We start from the raw sequence: 25,558 nt of genomic DNA, 5'->3' as shown, positions 1-25,558 counted from the left end.
CTACCGGCCGGCCTCAGAGACTGGCATTGAGCGCCTTGATCGGCATCTGCAGATCGTCGAGCAGTTCGAGGTCGGCCTCGGCGGGCCGGCCCAGCGTGGTCAGGTAGTTGCCGACGATGACGGCGTTGATCCCACCGAGAATGCCCTTCTTGGCGCCGAGGTCCCCGAGGGTGATCTCCCGGCCGCCCGCAAAACGCAGCATGGTGCGCGGCAGCGCCAGGCGGAAGGCCGCGACGGCCCTGAGCGCATCGGCGGCAGGCAGCACCTCCAGATCGCCGAACGGGGTGCCGGGTCGGGGGTTGAGGAAGTTCAGGGGCACCTCGTGCGGGTCGAGTTCGGCCAGGTTCGCGGCGAACTCGGCGCGCTGTTCGAGGGTTTCGCCCATGCCCAGAATTCCGCCGCAGCACACCTCCATGCCGGCCTCGCGCACCATCTGCAGGGTGTCCCAGCGCTCTTCCCACGTGTGCGTGGTGACGACGTTGGTGAAGAACGACCGCGCGGTCTCCAGGTTGTGGTTGTAGCGGTGCACGCCCATCTCGGAGAGCCGCTCGACCTGTTCCTTGGTCAACATGCCCAGGGAACACGCGATCTGAATGTCGACCTCATTGCGGATCGCCTCGATCCCCGCAGCGACCTGTGCCAGCAGCCGCTCGTCGGGTCCGCGCACGGCGGCCACGATGCAGAATTCCGTCGCACCGGTCTTGGCGGTCTGCTTGGCCGCCTCCACCAGGCTCGGCACGTCCAACCACGCGCTGCGTACCGGCGAGGCGAAAAGTCCTGACTGCGAACAGAAGTGGCAATCCTCGGGACAGCCGCCGGTCTTCAGGCTGATGATGCCCTCGACCTCCACGTCGGGACCGCACCATGCCATGCGCACCTCGTGCGCCAACGCCAACAGGTCGTCGAGGCGATCATCGGGCAACTGCAGCACCTGCAGCGTCTGGTCCTGGTTCAGGCCTTCGCCGCGCTCGAGCACCTGCTCGCGGGCCACTGCCAGAATGTCGCTCACCCGATCACCTTCCTGTGAATTGAACACGTCGGCGAGCCGACAATTGAACGGTGTTCAGGTTAGGGTACGGGCGTGCAGCTTCACAAACGCGACGTGGTGGCCGCGGCGGCGACGTTGTTGGACAGCTACGGCCTCGACGACCTGACGATGCGGCGCCTCGCGCGCGAGCTCGAGGTCTCCCCCGGCGCGCTGTACTGGCACTTCACCAGCAAGCAGCAGCTTCTGGGTGCGGTCGCCGACCGAATTCTCGAGCCCGTCGGCGACACCACCGGAGGCTGGCGGGACCGGGTGTCGGGCATCTGCGTGGCCCTGCGCGATGCGCTGTTGTCGCATACCGACGGCGCCGAGTTGGTGTCGGCCAGCTTCGCGGCCGGGCAGTCGACCGCGATGGCGCAGATCCTCGAACGGCTCACCCAGGCGGCCTGCGACGCCGGCGTGCCCGTCGGCCACGCCGAGTTGGCCGCCCGCACCGTCGTGTACTACGTGCTGGGCTTCACCGTCGACGAGCAGTCGCGCCTGCAATGGGACGCCGCCGGCGCCGACCTGCCCGGCGACCAGTCGGTGTTGACCGAGGACGCCTCAGCACGGTTCCGCTTTGGGGTGGGCCTGCTCATCAGCGGGATCCGCGTCGGTGAACGTGAGCTTGTTCTCGAAGATTCGCCGATTTCTCGCGCATAAGCGCACGCTCGACGAGGATCGACGCAGTAATCACCGTCGACGATGTACGGCGCATCACCGCGACGCTGCCGCGGTCATACGAGGCGGTGGTCCGCGACAGCATCAGGTTTCGGGTGGGGCGCCTCGTCTACGTCGCGTTCTCGCGCGACGAGACGGTGATGGGCGTCGCCTTTCCCAAGGAGGAGCGGGCCGCGATGGTGGCCGCCGAGCCCGACAAGTTCGCGCTGCCACGCAAGTCGGAGATGCGGTTCAACTGGATTCTGGTCAAGCTCGACGCGATCGACCACGACGAGCTACGCGAGCTGGTGATCGACGGTTGGCGGATGTGCGTGCCGAAAAGCGTTGGCGCAACAGTCAGTTGATGGGATATTCGACCCGGTTGTCGCCGTCCCAGTGACGCAGGCCGGTCACCGCGCCCCGCAGTTCGCGCCCCACCGATCTGATCGTCAGCGCCGTCGGCAGCTTGTCGGGCGCGACGCGACGCGCCAGCGTCACATGCGGCGTCCACTGCCCCGGATCGGCGTGGCCCAGGACGCCGCCCGGGATGTGCGGCAGGCACAGCTCATGCACCTGGCGATGCAACGCCAGCAGTTCTGATGAGGGCACCACCAGCCGCACCAAGGTGACGACGCGACTGCCGAACAGCATCGGGGCCCCGACGGTGCACGCCAGCGGCAGCAGTTTCAGTATTGGACGTAAGGCGGTGTTGACCGCCTCGTCGATGTTCTCGGCGACGGTCACCGTGAGGTGCGGCCGATTGGTCGGGGACTTGTTGCTCGCCTGACTGCGAATCCCCGCGCGCGTCAGGTCGTCCCAGATACCGCGGATCTTCGCGTCCGTGTCCGGATCGAAGACCAACTCGACTGAGTGCACCATCGTCACACCAGGCCTGCGACCCACGCAGGGGCGAAAGCCGATGCGCTCATGCGCTCGAACTCCGACCCGCTCAGCGCGCCGGCATGCGCAGGCAGAATCCCCCGCACCGGGGCCAGCTCGGCCAAGGCTTCGCGGTTGCCCTGTTCTGCGGGGCCCGGGTCGGGCGGCCACGCGCCGATGACCAGGCCGGCGCACGGAATGCCCGCGTGCGCAAGGGCTTCCAGCGTCAGCGCGGTGTGATTGAGTGTGCCGAGCCCCGCGGCGACGACGACCAGCACCGGCGCGCCCAGGTCGGCTGCGAGGTCACGTAGCGTCGCCCTCGCCCCGATCTCGACCAGCAGCCCGCCGGCCCCCTCCACGAGCGTCAGGGGCGCGGCCACGGATCGCACCGACTCGACGAGCTCGGAACGTGTGGGCAGCGTCATGCCCGCTCGGCGCGCGGCCGCGGCGGGCGCCAGCGGCTCGGGGTATCGCCACCCACCGTGCAGTCGGATCACACCCGAGAGCCGCCCGACGTCGGCGAGGTCGTCATCGTGGGGACTGCCGGTCTGTACGGGTTTGCACACCGCGACGTCGATGCCGGTCAGCCGGGCGTGGCACGCCAGCGCGGCGGTGGCGACCGTCTTTCCGACGCCGGTGTCGGTGCCTGTGACGAGGAGCGTGCTCACCGGCGCACGGTCGCCAGCACGTCGGCGAGAACCTCACTCGCCGAACGCATCTCGTCGTCGGTCAGCGACGCCCGCGCGGTGAGCCGCAGCCTCGACGTGCCGGCGGGCACGGTCGGCGGCCGGAAACATCCCACCCGCACACCGCGGTCCAGGCATGCCAGCGCGGCGCCGAACGCGACGTCAGCATCACCGAGAACCACCGATACGACGGCCGATTCGGGCCGCTGGGTCACCGAGCAGATCGATGCGAGCCCGGCGGCGCGGTCTATCACGGCCCGCGCGCGCCACGGCTCGGCGATGAGGATGTCGAGCGCGGCCCAGGCCGCACCGATCGCGGCGGGCGCCAGCCCGGTGTCGAAGATGAACGGCCGCGCCGCGTCGACCAAATGGTCACGCACCGCCGCCGGGCCCAGCACCACACCGCCCTGGCTGCCCAGCGCCTTGGACAGCGTCGTGGTCATCACGATGTCGGGCGCACCGGCCAATCCGACCTCGTGCAGCAAGCCGCGTCCGCCCGCGCCGCGCACCCCGAGGCCGTGGGCCTCGTCGACGATCAGCAGTGCACCGTGGCGTCGGCACACGTCGTGCAGCGCACGCAACGGTGCAAGGTCACCGTCGGCGGAGAAAACCGAGTCCGTCAGCACCACCGCGCGCTCCTCATCGCGCGCCGCCAAGGCCGCCTCCACCGCGGCTACGTCGCGGTGTGGCGTGACGACGACCCGCGCCCGCGACAGCCGGCAGGCGTCGACCAACGAGGCGTGTGTCAAGGCGTCGGACACCAGCAGCGACCCGGCACCCGACAGCGCGACGACCGCGCCGAGGTTGGCGGTGTAGCCCGACGAGAACACCAACGCGGCCTCCGCGCCGACGAATGCGGCCAGCGCGGCTTCGAACCCTTCGTGCAGTTCGGTGTTTCCGGTCACCAGCCGCGATCCGGTGGAACCCGCACCCCAGGTCCGCAGTGCAGCCACCCCGCCTTCGATGACCTCGGGATGCTGCGACAGGCCCAGATAATCGTTGGAGGCCAGGTCGAGTTCGGTGCCTACCGGTGGCCGCGGGCGCAGGGAACGTCGCAGACCCGCGGCGCGCCGCTGCCTTTCGACATCGTCGAGCCACGCCAGCGGTGAGAGACCTGCGCGCGTCACCGTGCTCCTCGCATCGGACTTGAACAGCGTTCAGGTTAGGGCACCCGCGCGCGAGCGCACAAACGGCGTCTCAACCCAGCGCTTGGGCGACCGCGACCATCCCCGAGGTGATCTGGTCGATCTCGCCGGGCGTGCAGATGTACGGCGGCATCGCGTAAATGAGGTTGCGGAACGGGCGCAGCCAGAGCCCGTTCTCCAGGGCGGCCGGCGTCGCCACGGTCAGGTCGACGGGCCGGTCCATTTCGATCACCCCGATCGCGCCGAGCACCCGCACGTCAGCCACGCCGGGTAGCCCCGACGCCGCGGCCAACCCCGAACGCAGTCCCGCCTCGATCTCGCGCACTCGCGCCCGCCAATCCTGCTCGAGCAGCACCTCGACCGCGGCAACCGCGACCGCACACGCGAGCGCGTTGGCCATGAACGTGGGTCCGTGCATCAGCGCGCCCGGCTCGTTCGAGCCGATCGTGTGCGCGACGTCGCGCGTGCACAGCGTGGCCGCCAGCGTGATGTAGCCGCCGGTGAGCGCCTTGCCGACGCACATGATGTCGGGGCTCACACCCGCGTGGTCGGCCGCGAACAATTCCCCGGTGCGGCCGAAACCGGTCGCGATCTCGTCGAAGATCAGCAGCACGTCGTGCCGGGAGCAGATGTCGCGGAGCCCGGCGAGGTAGCGCGGGTCGTGAAACCGCATCCCGCCCGCGCCCTGCACGACGGGTTCGACGATCACCGCGGCCAGTTCATCGGCGTGTTCGACCAGTTGCCTCTCGAACGCCTCGGTGTATCCGGGGTCGTAGTCGCGCGGGACCGGCGGCGCGAACTCCTGCGTCATCAGCACATCGGTCCACAGCGAGTGCATCCCGCCGTCGGGGTCGCACACGCTCATCGGAGTGAAGGTGTCGCCGTGGTAGCCCCCGCGCCAGGTCATCAGGCGATGCTTGGTGCCGCGGCCCATGCTGCGCCAGTACTGCAGCGCCATCTTCACGGCGACCTCGACCGACACCGATCCCGAGTCGCTGAAGAACACGGTGTCCAGGCCGTCGGGGGTGACCTCGACGAGCAACTGTGCGAGCCGCGCGGCCGGTTCGTGGGTGAGCCCGCCGAACATGACGTGATTCATGGTGGCGAGCTGATCGGTGATCGCCGCATCGAGCACCGGATGGCCATGGCCGTGGATCGCGGTCCACCACGATGCCATCGCGTCGAGAACGCGCAGTTCGCGACCGTCGTGATGGACGGTGAGCCAGGCGCCGTGCGCCCCGACCGCGACGACGGGAGCCAAGGCTTCCGCGCCGATGGTGCTATAGGGATGCCAGACGTGGGCGGCGTCGATCGCACCGATCTCGGCAGGCGTCATGGCTGGCACCTTCGGTAGATTATCGGTCGACCATGATGACCCTCGCTCCTCCCCGGTCGGCGCCCGTCCGCTATCCGGGACGTCCGTCGCGCGCCGCGAAAGCTCCGAGCGGCACCCGTCCGCCGGCGGCCTACCGACACGACCTCGACGGCCTGCGCGGCATCGCCATCGCGCTCGTCGCCGTCTTCCACGTGTGGTTCGGCCGGGTGTCCGGCGGTGTGGACGTGTTCCTCGCGCTGTCCGGCTTCTTCTTCGGCGGCCGGCTGCTGCGCGCGGCGATGACACCGGGTGTGTCGCTGCGGCCGGGGCCTGAGGTGACACGGCTGATCCGGCGGCTGTTGCCCGCGCTGGTCGTGGTGCTCGCGGCCTCCGCGCTGCTCACCGTCCTGATCCAGCCTCAGACGCGCTGGGAGACCTTCGCCGATCAGAGCCTGGCCAGCCTCGGCTACTTCCAGAACTGGGAACTGGCCAACTCCGCGTCGAACTACCTGCGCGCAGGCGAGGCAGTGAGCCCGCTGCAGCACATCTGGTCGATGTCGGTGCAGGGGCAGTTCTACATCGCGTTCCTCGCGATAATCTTCCTGTCCGCCTTGCTGTTCCGGCGGGTCTTCGGCCGGTACACGCGCGTGGCATTCGTCGTGCTGCTCAGCGTGCTGACCATCGCGTCGTTCGTCTACGCCATCTACGCCCACAACACCGACCAGGCCACCGCCTACTACAACAGCTTCGCCCGGGCGTGGGAGCTGCTGCTCGGGGCGCTCGTCGGCGCACTCGTGACACATCTGCGGATGCCGATGTGGCTGCGGACGACGGCCGCGGTGGTGGCGCTGGCCGCGATCCTGGCGTGCGGAGCGCTGATCGACGGTGTCAAAGAGTTCCCCGGGCCGTGGGCGCTGGTACCGGTCGGCGCCACCGTCCTGTTCATCTTGTCCGCGGCGAACCGGGTCGCCGACCCGCACACCGCGGGCCGGATGCCGCTACCCAACCGCCTGCTGGCCACGGCGCCCTTCGTGTCGCTGGGTGCGATGGCCTACTCGCTGTATCTCTGGCACTGGCCGTTGCTGATCTTCTGGCTCTCCTACACCGGCCACAGCCGCGCCACCTTCGTCGAAGGAGCGGTGGTCTTGCTGGTGTCCGGCGTGCTGGCGTGGCTGACGACCAACTACGTCGAGAACCCGCTGCGCTACCGCAGTTCCTCGGCCCAGCGCACGGCCGCTCCGAAGAAGACGCGCCGCCGCAGGCCGCCGGTGGTGCTGGGGTCGGTGGTCGCCCTGCTGGGTGTCGCGTTGACCGTCACCTCGTTCACCTGGCGTGAGCATGTGCTCGTCCAACGCACCAACGGGGCGGAGCTGCTGTCGCTCTCGACACAGGACTACCCCGGCGCCGCTGCGCTGCTGAGCAATGCCAGGGTCCCCAAGCTGCCGATGCGCCCGAGCGTGTTGGAGGCCAAGAACGATCTACCGGAGACCACCGAGGACGGGTGCATCAGCGACTTCGACACCGTCGACGTGATCAACTGCACCTACGGTGACAAGAACGCCAAGCGCACGATCGCGCTGGCCGGCGGGTCGCACGCAGAGCACTGGATCACCGCACTCGACCTGCTCGGCAAACGACACCACTTCAAGGTGGTCACCTACCTGAAGATGGGGTGCCCGTTGACCACCGAAGAGGTACCGCTGGTGATGGGCGACAACCGCCCGTACCCGAAGTGCCACGAGTGGAACAAGCGGGCGATGGCCAAGATCGTGGCCGACCGGCCCGACTACGTCTTCACGACCTCCACCCGACCCTGGAACATCAGGGCCGGCGATGTGATGCCCGCGACGTATGTCGGCATCTGGCAGGAATTGTCCGCCAACAAGATCCCGATCTTGGCCATGCGGGATACGCCGTGGCTGGTCCGGAACGGTGAACCGTTCTTCGCCGCTGACTGCCTGGCCGACGGCGGTGACGCCATCTCCTGTGGAACACGGCGATCCGACGTACTCTCAGAACGGAACCCGACGCTCGATTTCGTCGAACGGTTCCCGTTGATGAAGCCGCTCGACATGAGTGATGCGGTGTGCCGCAAGGATATCTGCCGAGCCGTGGAGGGGAACGTGTTGCTCTACCACGACGCTCATCACATTTCGAAGACGTACATGCGCACGATGGCTCCCGAACTCGGCCGTCAGATCGCCGCCGCCACCGGTTGGTGGGTTGGCTGATGCCTTCCGGCGAACCGGCTTCCCGCACGCGAGGAGGACCGGAGACTTCCGTACCCACCGTCTGGCCGGGAGCGGCCTATCCCCTGGGCGCAACCTACGACGGCGCGGGCACCAACTTCTCGGTGTTCTCCGAGGTGGCCGATCGCGTCGAACTGTGCCTGATCGGCAAGGACGGTAGCGAAGAGCGGATCAACCTCGACGAGGTCGACGGCTACGTCTGGCACTGCTACCTACCGACAGTCACCCCCGGGCAGCGCTACGGCTTTCGCGTGCACGGCCCGTGGGACCCCGCATCGGGTCACCGGTGCGACCCGAGCAAGCTGCTGCTCGACCCGTACGGCAAGTCGTTCCACGGTGATTTCACGTTCTCCCAGGCGCTGTTCTCCTACGACCTGAACGCCGAGGATCTGGCCTCCGGCGGTACCCCGCCCCGCGTCGACTCCCTGGGGCACACCATGACCAGCGTCGTGATCAACCCGTACTTCGACTGGGTATCGGACCGCGCACCGCGCACGCCGTACCACGAGACGGTGATCTACGAGGCCCACGTCAAGGGCATGACGCAGCGCCATCCCGGTGTCCCCGAGGGGCTCCGCGGCACCTACGCGGGCCTGCACCACCCGGTGATCATCGACCACCTCAAGTCGCTGAACGTGACCGCCATCGAGTTGATGCCGGTACACCAGTTCCTCCACGACCACCGGCTCATCGACCTTGGTCTGCGAAACTACTGGGGCTACAACACTTTCGGATTCTTCGCACCACACCACGAGTATGCCGCGAACAAGCATGCCGGCGGCGCGGTCGCCGAGTTCAAGAACATGGTCCGCTCCTTCCACGAGGCCGGGATCGAGGTCATCCTCGACGTGGTCTACAACCACACCGCCGAGGGCAACCACCTCGGCCCGACGCTGAACTTCCGCGGCATCGACAACGCCGCCTACTACCGGCTGCTCGACGGCGATCTGCGCCTGTACAAGGACTTCACCGGTACCGGCAACAGCCTCAACGCCCGCCACCCGCACACCCTGCAGCTGATCATGGACTCGTTGCGCTACTGGGTGATGGATATGCACGTCGACGGGTTCCGTTTCGACCTGGCCGCCACCCTGGCCCGCGAATTCTACGACGTCGACCGCCTGAGCGCGTTTTTCGACCTGGTGCAACAGGATCCGGTGGTCAGCCAGGTCAAGCTCATCGCCGAACCCTGGGATGTCGGCGAGGGGGGCTACCAGGTCGGCAACTTCCCAGGTTTGTGGACCGAATGGAACGGGAAGTATCGCGACACTGTGCGTGATTACTGGCGGGGCGAGCCCGCGACCCTCGGCGAGTTCGCATCGCGGCTGACCGGTTCGTCGGACCTCTACGAGGCGACCGGCCGGCGCCCGAGCGCGAGCATCAACTTCGTCACCTGCCACGACGGCTTCACGTTGAACGACCTTGTGTCCTACAACGAGAAACACAACGAGGCCAACGGCGAGGACAACCGCGACGGCGAGAGCCACAACCGGTCCTGGAACTGTGGCGTCGAGGGCCCGACCGACGATCCGGACATCCTGGCGCTGCGCGGTAAGCAGATGCGCAACATCATGGGCACGCTGATGGTTTCGCAGGGCACACCGATGATTTCGCACGGCGACGAGATCGGCCGCACTCAGCGGGGCAACAACAACGTCTACTGCCAGGACTCCGAGATCTCCTGGATGGACTGGTCGCTGTGCGAGACAAACGCAGACCTGCTCGAGTTCACCCGCAAGGTCATTCAGCTGCGCAAGGACCATCCGGTATTCCGCAGGCGACGATTCTTCGAGGGCAAACCGATCCGCAGCGGCGACCAGATCCGCGACATCGCGTGGCTGACCCCCGCGGGCGAGGAGATGACCCTCGAGGACTGGGGTACCGGGCTGGGCAAATGTGTTGCGGTGTTCCTCAACGGTGACGCCATCGCGGCGCCGAACGAACGCGGGGAGCGAGTCGTCGACGACTCATTCCTGTTGTGCTTCAACGCCCATGACCGTCCGCAGGTTTTCGTCACCCCGTCGGGTAGCTACGCGAAGGAGTGGACCGCGGCGCTGGACACCGCGGACACCGCCGGAGCCACCGACCTGGTGGCCAAGGCCGGCGAGAAGATCTCGCTGCCGGCGCGCTCCCTGCTGGTGATGCGTAAGACGGCGTGATGACGCGCCGCACACCGATCCGGTCGACGTACCGCCTCCAGATGCGTGGCGACGCTTTCACTTTCGCCGACGCCGAGAAACTGCTCGACTACTACTCGGCGCTCGGCGTTTCGCACCTGTACCTGTCGCCGATCCTGACCGCGGCCGAGGGCTCCACGCACGGCTACGACGTCACCGACCCGACTACGGTGTCCGCCGACCTCGGTGGGCCCGAGGGGTTCGCGAGCTTGTCGCGCGCCGCGCGCGACAAGGGCATCGGCTTGATCGTCGATATCGTGCCCAATCACGTGGGTGTGGAGAAACCTCGGCAGAACGCGTGGTGGTGGGATGTGCTCAAGCATGGGCGCACCTCGGCCTACGCGTCTTTCTTCGACATCGATTGGGATCTCGACGGCGGGCGCGTCGTGCTGCCGGTGCTCGGTTCCGACGACGACGCAAATGATCTCGAGGTCGACACCAGCGGTGACGAACCCGTGCTGCGCCTCGGTGACCTCGTCTACCCGATCGCCCCCGGGACCGAGGACGGGACCGGTCCGCAGGTGCACGATCGCCAGCACTATCACCTGATCGGCTGGAAAAACGGCGTCTGCGGCTATCGCCGATTCTTCTCGATCACCTCGTTGGCCGGATTGCGCCAGGAAGACCGCGCGGTATTCGACGCCACGCACGCGGAGGTGAAACGATGGTTCGACGAAGGTCTGGTCGACGGCATCCGCATCGACCACCCGGACGGGCTGTCGGACCCCGCCGGATATCTGACCTGGCTGCGTGAACTCACCGGACCCGACGCCTGGATCGTGATCGAGAAGATCCTGGCCGCCGACGAGCCCCTGGAACCGACGCTGCCGGTCGCAGGCACCACCGGCTACGACGCGATGCGCGAAATCGGCGGGGTGTTCGTCGATCCCTCGGGCGAAGAGGCGCTGACCGACCTGTTCGAGTCCACCGGGGTGGCCTACACCTCGATGCCCGACCTCGCGCGCACCCTCAAGGCGAATGCCGTCACGGTGACCCTGGGCAGCGAGCTCGCCCGGTTGCGCCGCACCATCATCGGCGCCATCGGCACCGACCACGACGACCTGCCCGCCGCGATCGCCGCTCTGCTCAGCCGCATCCACGTCTACCGCTCCGACTACCGCTCGCTGTCGGGTGTCCTGCCCAGCGCACTCGCCGAAACAGCATCTGCGGAACCGGAGTTGGCGGAGCCACTGGCGACGATCGCGGCCGCACTGGCGGTCAGCAAGGAGGCCGAGGTCCGGTTGCAGCAGCTGTGCGGCGCGGCGACGGCGAAATCGATGGAGGACTGCCTGTTCTACCGTGACGCCCGGCTCGTCTCCCTCAACGAAGTCGGCTCCGAACCGCACCATTTCGGGGTCAGCGTCGCCGAGTTCCACCAGCGGGCCGCGGTGCGCGCGCGGATGTGGCCCGAAGCGATGGTCGCGATGACGACCCACGACACCAAGCGCGGCGAGGACGTGCGGGCGCGCATCGGAGTGCTGTCGCAGGTCCCGTCGCTGTGGGCGGAGTATGTCACGGCCTGGGAGCAACGCACCCCACCTCCCGACCCCGCCACCGGATTCTTCCTGCTGCAGAACATGTTCGGGGTCTGGCCGACCGACGGCCGGGTGTCCGGCGAGTTGCGTGAGCGGCTACACGCCTATGCGGAGAAGGCCATCCGCGAGGCTGCGGTGCACACCACCTGGAACGATCCGGACGATGGGTTCGAGTCCCGGCTGCATGCCTGGCTTGATGACGTGATCGATGGCCCGGTGGGCACCGAGTTGACTGGTCTGGTCGCGCGGCTCGACCTGTATGCCCGCAGCGATGCGCTCGGCCAGAAACTGTTGGCGCTCACCGCGCCCGGGGTCCCCGATGTCTACCAGGGCACCGAGCTCTGGGAGGACAGCCTGGTCGATCCGGACAACCGCCGGCCCGTCGACTACGGCGCCCGCCGCGAGGCGCTGCAAGCGATGCGTCATCCGAAGCTGCGCGTGCTCACCTCCGCCCTGGCGCTTCGGCAGGAGCGGCCCGCGACGTTCGCGTCGGGCGACTACACCCCGGTGCTGGCCGACGGATCGGCGGCCCAACACCTCCTGGCGTTCCTGCGCGGTGAGGACGTGTTGACCGCGGTGACCCGGCATTCGGTGCGGCTCTCTGAAACCGGCTGGGGGGAAACCGCTCTCGTCCTGCCCCCAGGCACCTGGGCGGACCGCATCGGCGGTCGTCGGCACAACGGGCGGGTGCTGGTCGCCGAGCTCTTCACCGAACTGCCGGTCGTCTTGTTGGAGCGGGTCGATGCCTGAGTTCAGCGTGTGGGCGCCGCGGCCGCAGCGGGTCCGGCTCGATGTCGACGGTGAGCTGTACGAGATGATCCGTTCCGACGACGGGTGGTGGCGCGCCGAGGTCGAGGCGGGGCCCGAGGCCCGCTACGGCTTCGTCCTCGACGACGACCCGAAGGTGCTCCCCGACCCGCGCTCCCCCCGCCAGCCCGACGGCGTACACGAGAGATCGCAGCTCTGGCAACCGGATCCGTCGGCATGGACGGACGCCGACTGGGCCGGCCGCTCGATCGAGGGTGCGGTGATCTACGAGCTGCACGTCGGAACCTTCACTCCGGAAGGGACTTTCGACGCCGTGATCGAGAAGCTCGACTATCTCGTCGATCTCGGGATCGATTTCGTCGAGCTGATGCCGGTCAACGCGTTCGGCGGCACCCACGGGTGGGGTTACGACGGCGTGCTCTGGTACGCGGTGCACGAACCCTACGGCGGTCCCGACGCACTGGTGCGCCTGGTCAACGCCTGCCACCAACGCGGACTCGGGGTGCTGATCGACGCCGTGTTCAACCACCTGGGCCCATCGGGAAACTACCTGCCCAAATTCGGACCGTACCTGTCCGCGGGCAGCAATCCGTGGGGCGAGTCGATCAACATCGCCGACGCCGACGCCGACGAGGTGCGGCGCTACATCATCGACTGCGCGCTGCGCTGGATGCGTGACTTCCACACCGACGGGCTGCGCCTGGACGCGGTGCACGCGCTCGTCGACACGACGGCGATCCACATCCTCGAAGAGCTGTCGGCCCAAACCGATGCGCTGGCCGCGGAGTTGGGCCGGCCCCTGTCGTTGATCGCCGAGAGCGACCTCAACGACCCGCGGCTCATCACGCCCCGCGACAAGGGCGGTCTGGGGATGACCGCGCAGTGGGACGACGACATCCACCACGCGATCCACTCCGCCGTGTCCGGCGAACAGCAGGGCTACTACAACGATTTCGGAACCGTCGAGGCGCTGGCCACGACGCTGAAGAACGGTTACTACCACGCGGGCACGTACTCGTCGTTCCGGCACCGCAGACACGGGCGTCCCCTGGACACCGCCACGATCCCGGGCACCCGATTGTTGGCGTACACGCTGACCCACGATCAGGTGGGCAACCGAGCGGTCGGCGACCGACCGTCGCAGAACCTGACGTTCGGCCAACTCGCCGTCAAAGCGGCCTTGGCGCTCGCGAGCCCTTACACGGCCATGCTTTTCATGGGCGAGGAATGGGGGTCGTCGTCGCCGTTCCAGTTCTTCAGCTCTCATCCGGAGCCGGAACTGGCGCGGGCCACGGCCGAGGGCCGCAAGCGCGAGTTCGCCGAGCACGGGTGGGACGCCGACGAGATCCCCGATCCGCAGGACCCCGAGACCTTTTTGCGCTCGAAGCTGAACTGGGACGAGATCGACGAGGGTGACCACGGCCGGTTGCGGCGGGTGTACCGCGAGCTGATCGCGTTGCGACACAACGAGCCCGACATGGCAGACCCGTGGCTGGACAACCTCGGGGTCGACTACGAGGAAGACCGTCGTTGGATCGTGCTGCACCGCGGGTCGCTGTCGATCGCGTGCAATCTGGGCGCCGATGATGTCGATGTTCCGGTCACCGGCGAGGTGGTGCTGGCGTGGGATCCGCCGACGGTCGGAGCGGATTCGACGCGGGTGCCGGGGCACTCCTTCGCTGTCATCCGCCGAAACTGAACTTATTCGCTACGCGGCGGCGAAAAGTGCGACACAGCTTCAGTTTCGACGCAGGACGCGCGAAACCGACTGCCTCAGAGCAGGTAACGGTACGCCGGCGAGTCGGGTTCGAGCGCCTCGACGTGGATGTCCGATGCGCGCATGCGCTCGAGCAGGCCCTCGAAGTCGGTTGCCGAACCCAGCTCGATTCCGACCAGCGCCTCGCCGGTCTCGCGGTTGTTGCGCTTGACGTACTCGAACAAGGTGATGTCGTCGTTCGGGCCGAGGATCTGGTCGAGGAATCTGCGCAGGGCACCCGGTTCCTGCGGGAAGTCGACCAGGAAATAGTGCTTGAGACCGAGATGGACCAGTGAACGCTCAAGCACCTCGCCGTAGCGCGACACGTCGTTGTTGCCACCCGAGATCACGCACACCACCGTCGATCCGGGTGCGATGTCGGCCTCCATCAACGCGGCCACCGACAGCGCTCCCGCCGGCTCGGCGATGATGCCCTCGTTCTGGTACAGGTCGAGCATCGCGGTGCACACGGCACCCTCGTCGACGGTCGTCATCGACACCATGTCGCCGGCCGCGGCCAGCACCTCGTACGGCAGGGTTCCCGCGCGGTTCACCGCCGCACCATCGACGAACTGGTCGACGTCGTCGATCGTCACCGGCTCACCCGCCGCCAGCGCCGCGATCATCGCGGGCGCCCCCGCCGGCTCGACTCCCAACACCGACGTGCCGTTGGTGCGCTCGACCAGATAGGTGGTGATGCCGGCGATGCATCCACCACCGCCGACCGGAACGACGACCAGGTCGGGCTCGGTGTCGAGCTGATCGAGGATCTCGGCGGCGATCGTGCCCTGTCCGGCCATCGTGCGCAGATCATCATAGGGCGGCACCAAGGTCGCACCGGTGCGCGCGATATCTTCGGCCGCGGCGGCCGCGGCGTCGTCGTAGGTCCTGCCGCCGACGATCAGCTCGATGAACTCGCGGCCGTGGTAGCGGATCCGGTCGCGCTTCTGCTTGGGCGTCTTGCCCGGTACATAGACCCGGCCGCGGACCCCCATCGAGCGGCACGCCATCGCGAAGCCCTGCGCGTGGTTGCCCGCCGACGAACACACGACGCCCGCGGCCAGCTCGTCGGGCGACAACTGCATCAGCAGGTTGTGCGCGCCGCGCAGCTTGTAGGACCGTACGGGCTGCAGATCCTCGCGCTTCAGATACACCGTCGCGCCCGTGGCGTCCGACAACCGCTCGCTGAGCTCCAGCGGGCTGCGCAGCACGACGTCCGCAATTCGCTGAGCGGCCTCGTCGATATCCACCGCACGAAGCGGCGACGTCCTCGGGCTTTGGCTCAGTTCAGCGGACACTGGTCAATGGTGCCACCAACCAGCGGTTCTCAAGAAATCGGTGTCAGCACGAACACCGGTATCTGGCGGTCGGTCTTCTTCTGATACTCGGCGTAGTCCGGCCACGCCTCCACGGCGCGCTCCCACCAGACGGCCTTCTCGTCCCCGGTGACCTCCCGCGCGTCATACTCCCTGGTCACCGCCCCATCCTGCAGTTCGACCCGCGGATGAGCCTTGATGTTGTGGTACCAGACCGGATGCTTCGGGGCGCCGCCCAACGAGGCCACGACCGCGTACTGGCCGTCGTGTTCCACCCGCATCAACGGGGTCTTGCGGATTTTGCCGGTCTTCGCGCCGACGGTCGTCAGAAGGATGAGGGGCTTACCTTTCATGTCCACACCCTCGGTGGTGCCGGACTCCGTGATCTGGTCGGCGTGTTCGCGCACCCAGTCCCACGGACTGGGTGCATACTCTCCGGAAAGTGGCATTTCACCAGCTTAGACTCGCTGTAGATCCGCCAACCTGATTCGGTGTTTCGGCTGGCCGAAAATTTGATTACGAGCTATCGTGGATGCCATGACCACCGCAGGTAACTTCCGCACCGCAGCCGCACGCGCGACGTGCGACGTGTCGGTCGCGGGCGTGCCGTGGCCGGCGTACAAGCTGATCGCCCTCGTGCTCGGCGCGCTGGTGGCGTTGGTGGTCGGGATTGCCACCGCGACGGCGGCCACCGCGGTGCTGGTCGGCGCGGCGGTCGGCACCGTCACATGGCTCGCGTTCAGCGCGCTGTGCTCGGCGCGCCCCTAGTCCTCGATCAGCCTCTTCAGCGTCGCCAGGTCGGCGGCCACCGCCTCGGTGTCGGCATCGAACTCCTCGTCGGTCATTCCGGACCGTCGTCGCACGCTGAACACCACCTCGCAGCGTGCCGCGTCGGCGTCGGTCGGCACGCTCCAGGGCTGCACCCGCACCGGGTTGTAGACCGCTTCCCCGGTGGGCAGCCGCACGACGTGATCGAGCACGCCGAAATCGTTGCGCGGCGAGAACTCGACGGTCACCTCGCCCATCGGTGAGTCGGCGACCCAGCCGCCGGCGGACTGGCGAAGTCCGCCCTGCGCGAGACCAGCCGCCCACCGCGGCCACGTCTGCGGATCCGCGGCGAACTCGTAGACCGCCTCGGGTCGCGCGGCGATCCAGATGCTGACGTGTCGTGACTCCATCCGACCATCCTCGCGCATCAGAATGACGTGATGGAATCACCGCCCGAACAGCACCGCGCGCCGGCCTGGCTGCGGCGCGGTGATCCGGAAAGCACGCTGCCCGTTCTGATCGCGGTGATGGCCGTGATGGCGTTGCAGCTCGCAATCCCGAAGGGCTACACGCTGGTACCCCGGTGGCCGCTGGTGCTGCTGGAGGCACTTCTGCTGTTGGCGCTGCTGGCGATCAACCCGCGCGTCATGACCCGGCGCACGCGGTTCGGCCGGTACACCACATGGGTCCTGCTGGCGGCGATCACCCTCGACAACACGCTGTCGGCGGTCGTGCTGGCCGTCGGCATCCTCAGCGGCGACGAAAGCAACGACGCGGCGGTGCTGCTCGGCAGCGGCGCGTCGATCATCGTCACGAACGTGATCGTGTTCGGCATTTGGTACTGGGAGCTGGACAGGGGTGGGCCCTTCGCGCGGCATGCGGGCGAACGGCCCTATCCCGATTTCCTGTTCCCACAGATGACGACTCCGCATGTGGCCGAACCGGATTGGCGTCCGACATTCGTCGACTACCTCTATGTCAGCGTGACGAACGTGATGGCGTTCTCCCCGACCGACACCATGCCGCTCGCCCGGTGGGCCAAGATGATGATGACGGTGCAGGCGATCGTCGCACTGGGCACCGCCGGACTCGTCATCGCGCGGGCGGTGAATGTCCTGAATTGATCGTCAGCCGCCGAGGCAGCCGGGACCCAGCAGGGCCTTGAGGTCGCCCATCAGGGCCGACGAGGGCGTGACGCGCAGCGATGTGTCGAGCTCCAGCGTGGTGATCCGCTCCCCGCTGATCAGCCGCAGATGAACCTGTGACGTGCCGGGATGGCGGGCCAGGACCTGTTTGAGCGCGGTCACCTTGTCGACGGTGCACTGCCGGGTCGGCAGGCTAACCGCGAGCGGTCGATCCAGTTGCGCATTCGAGAAGTCCGGCACCACAAGGTCATTGGCGATCAACGAGATCCGATCGTCGCGGATCGCCACCTTCGCACCGACCAGCACGACGGCGTCGTCGGCGATCTCGCCGCCGAACGTCGAGTAGGTCTGCGGGAAGAACAGCACCTCGATGCCGCCGGTCAGGTCCTCCAATTGCGCCGAGGCCCAAGGTAACCCGTTCTTGTTGACCCTGCGGTTGACCGAAGCCAGGATGCCGCCGACGCGCACCTGGGTGTCGTTGGGGAGGTCGCCGTCGAGGATGGCCGGGATCGCGGTGTCGACCTGGGCGGCCAACAGGTGGGCGATGCCGTTGAGCGGATGACCGGACACATAGAGGCCGAGCATCTCGCGTTCCAGCGCGAGTTTGTGCTTGTCCTCCCACTCCTCGTCGGGCACCTTGATGGTGAACACCGCGTCGGTGGCCGTGTCGGCGCCTCCGAACAGGTCGAACTGCCCCATCGCCTCGGCCTTCTTGGTGCCGAGCACGGAATCGACGGCGTCGGTGTGGATGAGGAACAACCCTTTGCGCGGGTGTCCCAGCGAGTCGAACGCGCCGGCCTTGATCAGCGACTCGGTGACCTTCTTGTTGCAGGCACCGATCTCGATCTTGTTCAGGTAGTCGGAGAAGTCGATGTACTTCCCCTTCTCGGTGCGCGTGTTGATCAGCGAGGCAACGACATTGGCCCCGACGTTGCGCACCGCCCCGAGCCCGTAGCGGATGTCCTCGCCCACCGAGGCGAAGTTCAGCCCCGACTCGTTGACATCGGGCGGGAGCACCGTGATGCCCAGTTTCCGGCAGTCGGCCAGGTACACCGCGGCCTTGTCCTTGTCGTCACCGACCGACGTGAGCAGCCCGGCCATGTACTCGGCGGGGAAGTTGGCCTTGAGGTAGGCCGTCCAGTACGAGACGAGGCCGTACCCGGCGGCGTGCGACTTGTTGAACGCGTAGTCGGCGAACGGCAGCACGGTGTCCCACAGCGCCTTGATGGCGGCGGCAGAGAAACCGTTGGCCTTCATGCCCTCGGAGAAGCCCTCGAACTCCTTTTCCAGGACTTCGCGCTTCTTCTTGCCCATGGCTTTTCGGAGAATGTCGGCTCGGGCCAGCGAGTACCCGGCCACCTTCTGCGCGATCCGCATGATCTGCTCTTGGTAGACGATCAGGCCGTAGGTCTCGGCGAGGATCTCGCGCAGCGGCTCTTCGAGTTCCGGGTGGATCGGCTTGATCGCCTGGCGGCCGTTCTTGCGGTCGGCGTAGTCGTTGTGGGCGTTCATGCCCATCGGGCCGGGGCGGTAGAGCGCGATCACCGCGACGACGTCCTCGAACCCGGTCGGCTGCATGCGCCGCAGCAGGTCGCGCATCGGCCCGCCGTCGAGCTGGAACACGCCGAGCGTGTCGCCACGGCCCAACAGCTCGTAGGTGGCCTTGTCGTCGAGTGAGACGGATTCGAGGTCGAGCTCGATGCCGCGGTTGGCCCGGATGTTGTCCAGCGCGTCCCCGATGATCGTCAAGTTGCGCAGCCCGAGAAAGTCCATCTTCAGCAGGCCGATGGCCTCGCACGACGGGTAGTCCCAGCCGGTGATGATCGCGCCGTCCTGGGGGCGCCTCCACAGCGGGATCGCGTCGATGAGCGGCTCGGAGCTCATGATCACCGCGCAGGCGTGCACACCGGCGTTGCGGACCAGGCCCTCCAGCCCACGCGCCGTCTCGTAGATGGTGCGGACGTCGGGGTCGGTGTCGATCAACCCCCGGACCTCGGCGGCCTCCTTGTACCGCTCGTGGTTGGGGTCGGTGATCCCCGACAGCGGGATGTCCTTCGCCATGATCGGCGGAGGCAGCGCCTTGGTGATCCGGTCGGCGATCGCGAAGCCGGGCTGGCCGTAATGCACGCGCGCCGAATCCTTCAGCGCCGCTTTGGTTTTGATGGTACCGAAGGTGATCACCTGGGCGACCCGGTCGCTGCCCCACTTGTTGGCGGCGTACCGCAGCATCTCGCCGCGGCGGCGGTCGTCGAAGTCGATGTCGATGTCGGGCATCGACACCCGCTCGGGGTTGAGGAACCGCTCGAACAGCAGCCCGTACGGGATCGGGTCGATGTTGGTGATGCCCAGTGCGTAGGCGACCAGCGACCCGGCGGCCGACCCGCGGCCGGGCCCGACTCGGATGTCGACCGAACGCGCGTAGTTGATCAGGTCGGCGACGATGAGGAAGTAGGACGGGTAGCCCTTGTCGCAGATGACCTTGATCTCGTAGTCGGCGCGGTCGGTGTACTCCTGCGGTACGTCACCGGAAGGGAAGCGACGCTCGAGCCCGGCGCGGACCTCGTGCCGCAGCCAGGACTCCTGGGTGTGGCCCTCGGGCACGGGGAAGACCGGCATCCGGTCGCGGACCGTCCACACGTCCTCGTAGGACGAGACCCGCTCGGCGATCAGCAGCGTCGAGTCACATGCTCCGGGCACCTGGTCGTCCCACAGCGCTCGCATCTCGGCGGCCGTCTTGAGGAAGTAGCCGTCACCGTCGAACTTGAACCGGTTCGGATCCGAGAGCGTCTTGCCGGTCTGGATGCACAGCAGCGCCTCGTGATTCTGGGCGGCGTCGCGGGTGACGTAGTGGCAGTCGTTGGTGGCCAGCGGCCGGATGCCCAGCTTGCGCCCGATGTCGAGCAACCCCTCGCGCACCCGGCGCTCGATGTCGAGGCCGTGGTCCATCAGCTCGAGGAAGAAGTTGTCCGGCCCGAAGATGTCGCGCCACTTGGCGGCCGCAGCCACGGCCTCGTCGACGTGGCCGAGCCGCAGCCGGGTCTGCACCTCGCCCGACGGACAGCCGGTGGTGGCGATGATGCCCTCGGCGTGCTCGGCGATCAGTTCGGCGTCCATGCGCGACCACTTGCCGAGTTGACCCTCGAACGACGCGAGGGAGGACAGCTTGAACAGGTTGCGCAACCCGGTGGCGTTCTCGGCCACCATCGTCATGTGGGTGTAGGACCCGCTTCCGGATACGTCGTCGCCCTTCTGGCCGGGATCGCCCCACAGGATGCGCTTGGTGTCGAATCGCGAACCCGGCGCGATGTAGGCCTCGACACCGATGATCGGCTTGATCCCGGCCTCGGTGGCGGCGTTGTAGAACTCGCTGGCGCCGAACATGTTTCCGTGGTCGGTCATCCCGATCGCGGGCATCTCCAGACGCTGAGCTTCGGCGAGCATCGGCTTGACCTTCGCGGCACCGTCCAGCATCGAGTACTCGGTGTGGTTATGCAGGTGCACGAACGACCGCGAATCCGAAGGGCTCATAGGAGGGCCAGTCTATGACCGCCCTCCGACAGTTCCCGGCGTGTCGGAAATGCGTGTCTTCGAGTCGCGCGCCGAATTGCGACTTCTCGCTAGACCGCGAGGCTCTGCGTCGATTGGAGCAAGCCCTGGCGCAACAACCTGTTCAGTTGCTTGGCAACTGCAACCGCCGGTTCGGATCCGTGGACGAACCGGCCGAAGAAGCCCATCCCCCAAAACATCGCCGAGAGCATGTTGACCACCGCGCCCGCGTCCGCGTCCTCGGGGATCTCACCGCGGCGGATCGCCTCGTCGACCATCCACGTGTAGAAGTCCGCCACCGCCTCGGCAACCGGTGTGACGCTACCGCGCAGCCCCGGATGGCGGTGCTGCTCAAGCCGCGACGCGATCACGAACCGCATCATCGAACCGTCCGAGGGATCGAGCTCACCGGCGGCGGCAATGAACGCAGAAAGCTGTTTCAGCAGCGTATTTCCCTGTTTCGCAGCCGCGATCGAAGCCGAAACCGCCGCGTAGGCCTCACGCTGAAGACAGTCGTAGAGATCTTCCTTGGTGGCGAAGTAGTAGTGCATGGTCGGCCGGCTGATCCCCGCGCGCTGCGCGATGGCTTTGAACGTCGCCGCCTCGTACCCACGCTCGTTGATCACCGCACGTGCGGCCGAAAGAATGTTCGCGCGCGTCTCGGCCGAGTCGGATCCCACCGGACGTCCCCGCCCGCGCGGGCTGAGCACCAGCTCGGTCTCGTCAGCCACGAGCAAACGTTAAGACATTGCTACTTCAAGGTCAACCGGCAGTTTCGCAAAGTTCATGATCGGGCCGCGAGCGTCCGATGGCGTCGACGCTGAAGACGACCAGCGCCAGCCAGATCAATGCGAAACCCAACCAGCGGGCCGGTGGCATCGGCTCCCGGCCGACGAACACGCCCCACGTCAGCTGCATCACCGGCGTCAGGTAGAACAGCAGGCCGATCGTCACCAGCGGCAACCGCTGCGCGGCCGCGGCGAACAGCAACAAAGGCACCGCGGTCAGGACGCCGGACAGCACCATCAGCGCGACGTGGTCACCGCCGTGGTCGGTGAACGTCGCCTGCCCGGTGCTGTGCAGCACAACGATGTACACCGCCGCGAACGGTGTGGCGATGCCCGCCTCCACGCCGACGCTGACCCGCGGGTCGGTCGTCACGACTTTCTTCAGCGCGCCGTACAGACCGAACGACAACGCCAGGCCCAGACCGATGTAAGGCGGCGCGCCGACTTCCACCGTCAGCACCACCACACCGGCCACCGCGACGGCCAACGCCGCGAACTGCGCGCCGTTGAGCCGCTCCCGGAACACGATCAGCCCCAGCGCCACCACCACCAGCGGGTTGATGAAATAGCCGAGCGCCGCGTCCACCACGTGCCCGTTGTTGACGGCGTAGACGTAGATCCCCCAGTTGATCGAGATCAACGCAGACGCGGCAGCCAACAGCAGCCAGGTACGACCGGTGAGTCGCTTGAAGTCGCCGAGCCTGCGCACGACCGCGATCACCACGATCATCAGCAGAAAATTCCACACGATGCGGTGCGCGAGCACCTCGAGGGCCGATGCCGGTTTCAGCAGCGGGAAGAACGCCGGAAACGTCCCCCAGCACGCGTAGGCGCCGACCCCGAACAGCAAACCGGGTCTGCGGGTGTCGCTCACAGCTCGTGGTTGCGCAGGGCGTCGAGGGCGTGTTGCAGATCAGCCGGATACGGGCTGGTGATCTCGATCCGGCGCCCGTCGGCGGGATGCGCGAAGGCCAGCGATCGCGCGTGCAGCCACTGCCGTTCCATGTTGAGCCGCTTGGCCAACGTGGGATCGGCACCGTAGGTGAGATCGCCGACGCACGGATGATGCAGCGCGGCGAAATGCACCCGGATCTGGTGTGTGCGGCCGGTTTCCAGTTCGATGTCGAGCAGGCTCGCGGCGCGGTGTGCCTCGAGGGTGTCGTAGTGGGTGATGCTGTGCCTGCCGTTCTCGGTGACCGCGAACTTCCAGTCATGTCCGCGGTGACGCCCGATCGGAGCGTCGATCGTGCCGCTCGACGGGTCGGGATGCCCCTGTACCAGCGCGTGATAGCGCTTCTCGACGGTGCGCTGTTTGAACGCCCGTTTGAGCGCGGTGTATGCGCGTTCCGAGAGCGCGACGACCATGACCCCCGAGGTGCCGACATCGAGGCGGTGCACGATGCCCTGGCGCTCGTGGATTCCCGAGGTGCTGATCCGGAAGCCCGCCGCGGCCAGGCCGCCCAGCACCGTCGGACCCGACCAGCCCACGGTGGCGTGCGCTGCGACACCCGGCGGCTTGTCCACCGCGACGATGTCCTCGTCGGAGTACAGAATCGCCATCCCGTCGATCTCGACGGGCGTGTTCTCCACCGGCGCAGGCGCTTCGGGCAACCGCACATCCAGCCAGGCGCCCGCCGTCAGTTTGTCCGATTTGCCCGCGGGGGCGCCGTCGATCTCGACACCGCCACCTTCGGCCAGCGCGGCGGCGGCCGTGCGCGACAGGCCGAGCAACCGAGCCAGACCCGCGTCGACCCGCATGCCCGCCAGACCCTCGGGGACCGGAAGCGACCGATCGGCCATCTATTCGTCCTCGCCGGCCTTGCGCCTGCCCGGGGTGTCGTAGTCGAACCCGAACAGGGACAGCCCGACCAGCAGGATCGCCCCGCCGACCACGCACGGGTCGGCCACGTTGAACACCGGCCACCACCCGATGGACAGGAAGTCCACGACGTGACCCTGCAGCGGGCCGGGCGAGCGGAAGAACCGGTCGATGAGGTTGCCCAGCGCGCCGCCGAGGATCATGCCCAGCCCGACCGCCCACCACGGTGACACCAGCCGGCGACCCATCCACACGATCCCGATCACCACGCAGGTGGCGATCAGCGTGAGCACCCACGTGTAGCCGGTGGCCATCGAGAACGCCGCACCCGAGTTGCGGACCAGGGTCCAGGTCACTGTGTCGCCGATGATCGAAACGGGCTGGCCCGGGGTGAGCAGTTTGACCGCGAGCACCTTGGTGACGATGTCGGTGACCAGCACCACGGCCGCGATGCCGAGCAGCAGGCCCAGCCGTCGCTTCGGCGGCGCGGTCTCCTGGGTGGTCTCGTCGGCCACTTCTGGGTCGTCAGTCACTGGACCATCATCCCAAAACGTCGACGCGGAAGAATTTCGCACCATGGTCGTCTCGGCGTCGTCACCATTGCTCGCCGGTTCACGGGTTGCTCTGGTAACGCGCCAGTTCGGCGATGTAGTCCGGCCAGTCGAGGGAATCGACGGGGTTCGCGCGCTCGATGCCGGGCGTGTCGACCGGAAATGTGCGGGCCTGGCCCGGTCCGCTGATCCTGGTCTCGAACCGGACCGTCATCACCCCGTGCCCGGCGCCCTGGATCCACCCGTGGCCGAAGTCCGGATGGGTGACGTCGTCGCCGATGCGCCACGCGGGCGCGGTCGCGGCGAGTTCGGAGACGGTCGGCGGCAGCCCGGTGTGCGCCACGTCGTCGTACGCCGCGAGCTCCAAGTCCGGGAACAACGACTCCTGACGGACATCGGAGAGTCCCGAAAAGCCAACGCCCAGAAGACGAATCGGCCCGACCTCGACGGGGTCGAGCAGCAGCCTGCGCGCGGTGGCGATCAAGGTGGCCGCGTCGGTGGTGGCGTACGGCAGCGTCGCCGAGCGGGTGAGAGTGCTCATATCGGACTTCTTCAGCTTCACGGTGACGGTGCGCGCGCCGCGGCCGTCCTTCTCCAGACGCCGGTGGGCGTGCTCACCGATCGGGTCCAGCGCTTCGCGAAGCTGGTCGAGGGTGGTCAGGTCTTCGGGAAAGGTGGACTCCGCGCTGATCTGTTTGGCGGGCGCGTTCTCGGCCACCGGGCGGTCGTCGATGCCGCGGGCGAGCCGGTGCAGCGCGGGCCCGACGGTGCCGCCGAGGATGTCGGCGGCCTCGGCCTCGCTCAGTGCGGCGAAGGCGCCGATGGTCTCGATGCCGAGCCTGTGCAGCTTCTCCCCCGCGACGGGTCCGATCCCCCATAGCCTGCGCACCGGCAGGCCGTCGAGCAGCGCGCGCTCCTCGTCGCGGCGGACCACTCGCATGCCGTCGGGTTTGGCCAACCCGGATGCGATCTTGGCGAGTTGTTTACCCGAGCCGGCCCCGATCGACGCGACGAGTCCGGTCTCGCTGAGCACCCGGGCGCGCAGGGTCCGGCAGAAGTCCTCGACCTCTCCCGCCGACGCGCCCGCGAGCTCGGCGGGCTCGCCGAAAGCCTCGTCGTAGGACAACTGCTCGAGAACCGGGACCATCGCGCGCACGGTCTCGAACACCCGGCGACTGGCCACCCCGTAGACCACCCCGCGCGGCGGAAGGACCACCGCCGCGGCGCCGACCAGCCTGCGGGCCTGGTGCATCGGCATCGCCGATCTGGCGCCGTAGACCCGGGACTCGTAGCTCGCCCCGGCCACCACACCGCGCCCGCCGAGCCCGCCGACCAGCACCGGGCGCCCCCGCAGCGTCGGACGGGTCAGCTGCTCGACGGACGCGAAGAAGGCGTCCATGTCGAGGTGCAGAACCCAGCGAGCGTCCACAG

22 protein-coding genes are annotated in these 25,558 nt (G+C 67.6%); 8 read left to right on the top strand and 14 right to left on the bottom strand.

Annotated features, from left to right (window positions below):
• Positions 1 to 13: 13 nt before the first annotated feature.
• The gene (gene bioB, locus AU197_RS24085; RefSeq protein ID WP_064346184.1) at positions 14 to 1,009 is read right to left on the bottom strand and encodes a biotin synthase BioB; all 996 of its coding nucleotides are present in this window, start codon (positions 1,007 to 1,009) and stop codon (positions 14 to 16) included.
• Positions 1,010 to 1,081: 72 nt separating this feature from the next.
• Here bioB and AU197_RS24080 point away from each other — a divergent pair, with 72 nt between their 5' ends.
• Both AU197_RS24080 and AU197_RS24075 read left to right on the top strand, forming a co-directional pair.
• Positions 1,082 to 1,687: a TetR/AcrR family transcriptional regulator C-terminal domain-containing protein gene (locus AU197_RS24080; RefSeq protein WP_064406180.1), complete on the top strand. Its 606-nt coding sequence runs from the start codon at positions 1,082 to 1,084 to the stop codon at positions 1,685 to 1,687.
• A 17-nt stretch (positions 1,688 to 1,704) separates the two neighbouring features.
• Positions 1,705 to 2,049 carry an MmcQ/YjbR family DNA-binding protein gene (locus tag AU197_RS24075; protein WP_064406179.1) on the top strand — a complete coding sequence of 115 codons (345 nt, stop codon included), beginning with the start codon at positions 1,705 to 1,707 and terminating at the stop codon, positions 2,047 to 2,049.
• Here AU197_RS24075 and AU197_RS24070 read toward each other — a convergent pair.
• The 4 genes from AU197_RS24070 to AU197_RS24055 all read right to left on the bottom strand — a co-directional run bounded on the left by AU197_RS24070 (position 2,042) and on the right by AU197_RS24055 (position 5,730).
• Complete coding sequence (locus tag AU197_RS24070) at positions 2,042 to 2,563, bottom strand: 2'-5' RNA ligase family protein (RefSeq protein WP_064406413.1); 522 nt, start codon at positions 2,561 to 2,563, stop codon at positions 2,042 to 2,044. The genes AU197_RS24075 and AU197_RS24070 overlap by 8 nt on opposite strands.
• Before the next feature lie 2 nt (positions 2,564 to 2,565).
• The gene (gene bioD / locus AU197_RS24065; RefSeq protein ID WP_064406177.1) at positions 2,566 to 3,231 is read right to left on the bottom strand and encodes a dethiobiotin synthase; all 666 of its coding nucleotides are present in this window, start codon (positions 3,229 to 3,231) and stop codon (positions 2,566 to 2,568) included.
• On the bottom strand, positions 3,228 to 4,376 hold the full coding sequence (locus AU197_RS24060; RefSeq protein WP_064406176.1) for an 8-amino-7-oxononanoate synthase: 1,149 nt from the start codon (positions 4,374 to 4,376) through the stop codon (positions 3,228 to 3,230). Before AU197_RS24060 ends, bioD begins: the two co-directional genes overlap by 4 nt.
• A gap of 70 nt (positions 4,377 to 4,446) precedes the next feature.
• Positions 4,447 to 5,730: an adenosylmethionine--8-amino-7-oxononanoate transaminase gene (locus AU197_RS24055; RefSeq protein WP_064406174.1), complete on the bottom strand. Its 1,284-nt coding sequence runs from the start codon at positions 5,728 to 5,730 to the stop codon at positions 4,447 to 4,449.
• A gap of 32 nt (positions 5,731 to 5,762) precedes the next feature.
• On the opposite strand from AU197_RS24055, the gene sucT reads away from it, so the two are divergent.
• The 4 genes from sucT to treZ are packed head-to-tail and all read left to right on the top strand — an operon-like array spanning position 5,763 to position 14,137.
• Complete coding sequence (gene sucT, locus AU197_RS24050; RefSeq protein WP_064406172.1) at positions 5,763 to 7,940, top strand: acetyltransferase SucT; 2,178 nt, start codon at positions 5,763 to 5,765, stop codon at positions 7,938 to 7,940.
• Complete coding sequence (gene glgX / locus AU197_RS24045) at positions 7,940 to 10,117, top strand: glycogen debranching protein GlgX (protein WP_064406411.1); 2,178 nt, start codon at positions 7,940 to 7,942, stop codon at positions 10,115 to 10,117. Before sucT ends, glgX begins: the two co-directional genes overlap by 1 nt.
• The gene (gene treY / locus AU197_RS24040; RefSeq protein WP_064406170.1) at positions 10,117 to 12,420 is read left to right on the top strand and encodes a malto-oligosyltrehalose synthase; all 2,304 of its coding nucleotides are present in this window, start codon (positions 10,117 to 10,119) and stop codon (positions 12,418 to 12,420) included. The genes glgX and treY overlap by 1 nt, the downstream gene beginning before the upstream one ends.
• The gene (treZ, locus tag AU197_RS24035; RefSeq protein WP_064406168.1) at positions 12,413 to 14,137 is read left to right on the top strand and encodes a malto-oligosyltrehalose trehalohydrolase; all 1,725 of its coding nucleotides are present in this window, start codon (positions 12,413 to 12,415) and stop codon (positions 14,135 to 14,137) included. Before treY ends, treZ begins: the two co-directional genes overlap by 8 nt.
• A 74-nt stretch (positions 14,138 to 14,211) precedes the next feature.
• Here treZ and ilvA read toward each other — a convergent pair whose 3' ends face one another.
• Together ilvA and AU197_RS24025 are read right to left on the bottom strand one after the other, a co-directional pair.
• A complete protein-coding gene (gene ilvA / locus AU197_RS24030; RefSeq protein WP_064406166.1) occupies positions 14,212 to 15,492 on the bottom strand; it encodes a threonine ammonia-lyase IlvA in 1,281 nt (426 codons plus the stop codon).
• A 29-nt stretch (positions 15,493 to 15,521) separates the two neighbouring features.
• Positions 15,522 to 15,959, bottom strand: a complete 438-nt coding sequence (locus tag AU197_RS24025; protein WP_064406164.1) for a nitroreductase family deazaflavin-dependent oxidoreductase — start codon at positions 15,957 to 15,959, stop codon at positions 15,522 to 15,524.
• An 88-nt stretch (positions 15,960 to 16,047) separates the two neighbouring features.
• Here AU197_RS24025 and AU197_RS24020 point away from each other — a divergent pair, with 88 nt between their 5' ends.
• Entirely contained in the window at positions 16,048 to 16,278 is a 231-nt protein-coding gene (locus tag AU197_RS24020) for a hypothetical protein (RefSeq protein ID WP_064406408.1), read from the top strand.
• On the opposite strand, the gene AU197_RS24015 is transcribed toward AU197_RS24020, so the two are convergent.
• Complete coding sequence (locus tag AU197_RS24015) at positions 16,275 to 16,688, bottom strand: SRPBCC family protein (RefSeq protein ID WP_064406162.1); 414 nt, start codon at positions 16,686 to 16,688, stop codon at positions 16,275 to 16,277. The genes AU197_RS24020 and AU197_RS24015 overlap by 4 nt on opposite strands.
• 30 nt (positions 16,689 to 16,718) lie before the next feature.
• On the opposite strand from AU197_RS24015, the gene AU197_RS24010 reads away from it, so the two are divergent.
• Positions 16,719 to 17,402 (top strand): hypothetical protein, encoded by a 684-nt coding sequence (locus AU197_RS24010; RefSeq protein ID WP_156434544.1) that lies wholly within the window; start codon positions 16,719 to 16,721, stop codon positions 17,400 to 17,402.
• Between the two features lie 3 nt (positions 17,403 to 17,405).
• Here AU197_RS24010 and dnaE read toward each other — a convergent pair whose 3' ends face one another.
• The 6 genes from dnaE to AU197_RS23980 all read right to left on the bottom strand — a co-directional run bounded on the left by dnaE (position 17,406) and on the right by AU197_RS23980 (position 25,556).
• The gene (dnaE, locus tag AU197_RS24005) at positions 17,406 to 20,951 is read right to left on the bottom strand and encodes a DNA polymerase III subunit alpha (protein ID WP_064406159.1); all 3,546 of its coding nucleotides are present in this window, start codon (positions 20,949 to 20,951) and stop codon (positions 17,406 to 17,408) included.
• 89 nt (positions 20,952 to 21,040) lie between these two features.
• Positions 21,041 to 21,700, bottom strand: coding sequence for a TetR/AcrR family transcriptional regulator (locus AU197_RS24000; protein WP_197415641.1), 660 nt, complete (start codon positions 21,698 to 21,700; stop codon positions 21,041 to 21,043).
• A gap of 31 nt (positions 21,701 to 21,731) precedes the next feature.
• Positions 21,732 to 22,631, bottom strand: coding sequence for an EamA family transporter RarD (gene rarD / locus AU197_RS23995; protein ID WP_064406157.1), 900 nt, complete (start codon positions 22,629 to 22,631; stop codon positions 21,732 to 21,734).
• Positions 22,628 to 23,557 (bottom strand): RluA family pseudouridine synthase, encoded by a 930-nt coding sequence (locus AU197_RS23990; protein ID WP_064406155.1) that lies wholly within the window; start codon positions 23,555 to 23,557, stop codon positions 22,628 to 22,630. The genes rarD and AU197_RS23990 overlap by 4 nt, the downstream gene beginning before the upstream one ends.
• On the bottom strand, positions 23,558 to 24,109 hold the full coding sequence (gene lspA, locus AU197_RS23985) for a signal peptidase II (RefSeq protein WP_156434542.1): 552 nt from the start codon (positions 24,107 to 24,109) through the stop codon (positions 23,558 to 23,560).
• Between the two features lie 79 nt (positions 24,110 to 24,188).
• Positions 24,189 to 25,556, bottom strand: coding sequence for a DNA polymerase IV (locus AU197_RS23980; protein WP_082696829.1), 1,368 nt, complete (start codon positions 25,554 to 25,556; stop codon positions 24,189 to 24,191).
• Positions 25,557 to 25,558: the final 2 nt, after the last annotated feature.

Source organism: Mycobacterium sp. IS-1590 (genome assembly GCF_001500025.1).
Classification (GTDB): Bacteria; Actinomycetota; Actinomycetes; order Mycobacteriales; family Mycobacteriaceae; genus Mycobacterium.
This window is presented reverse-complemented; position numbering and strand designations above follow the sequence as displayed.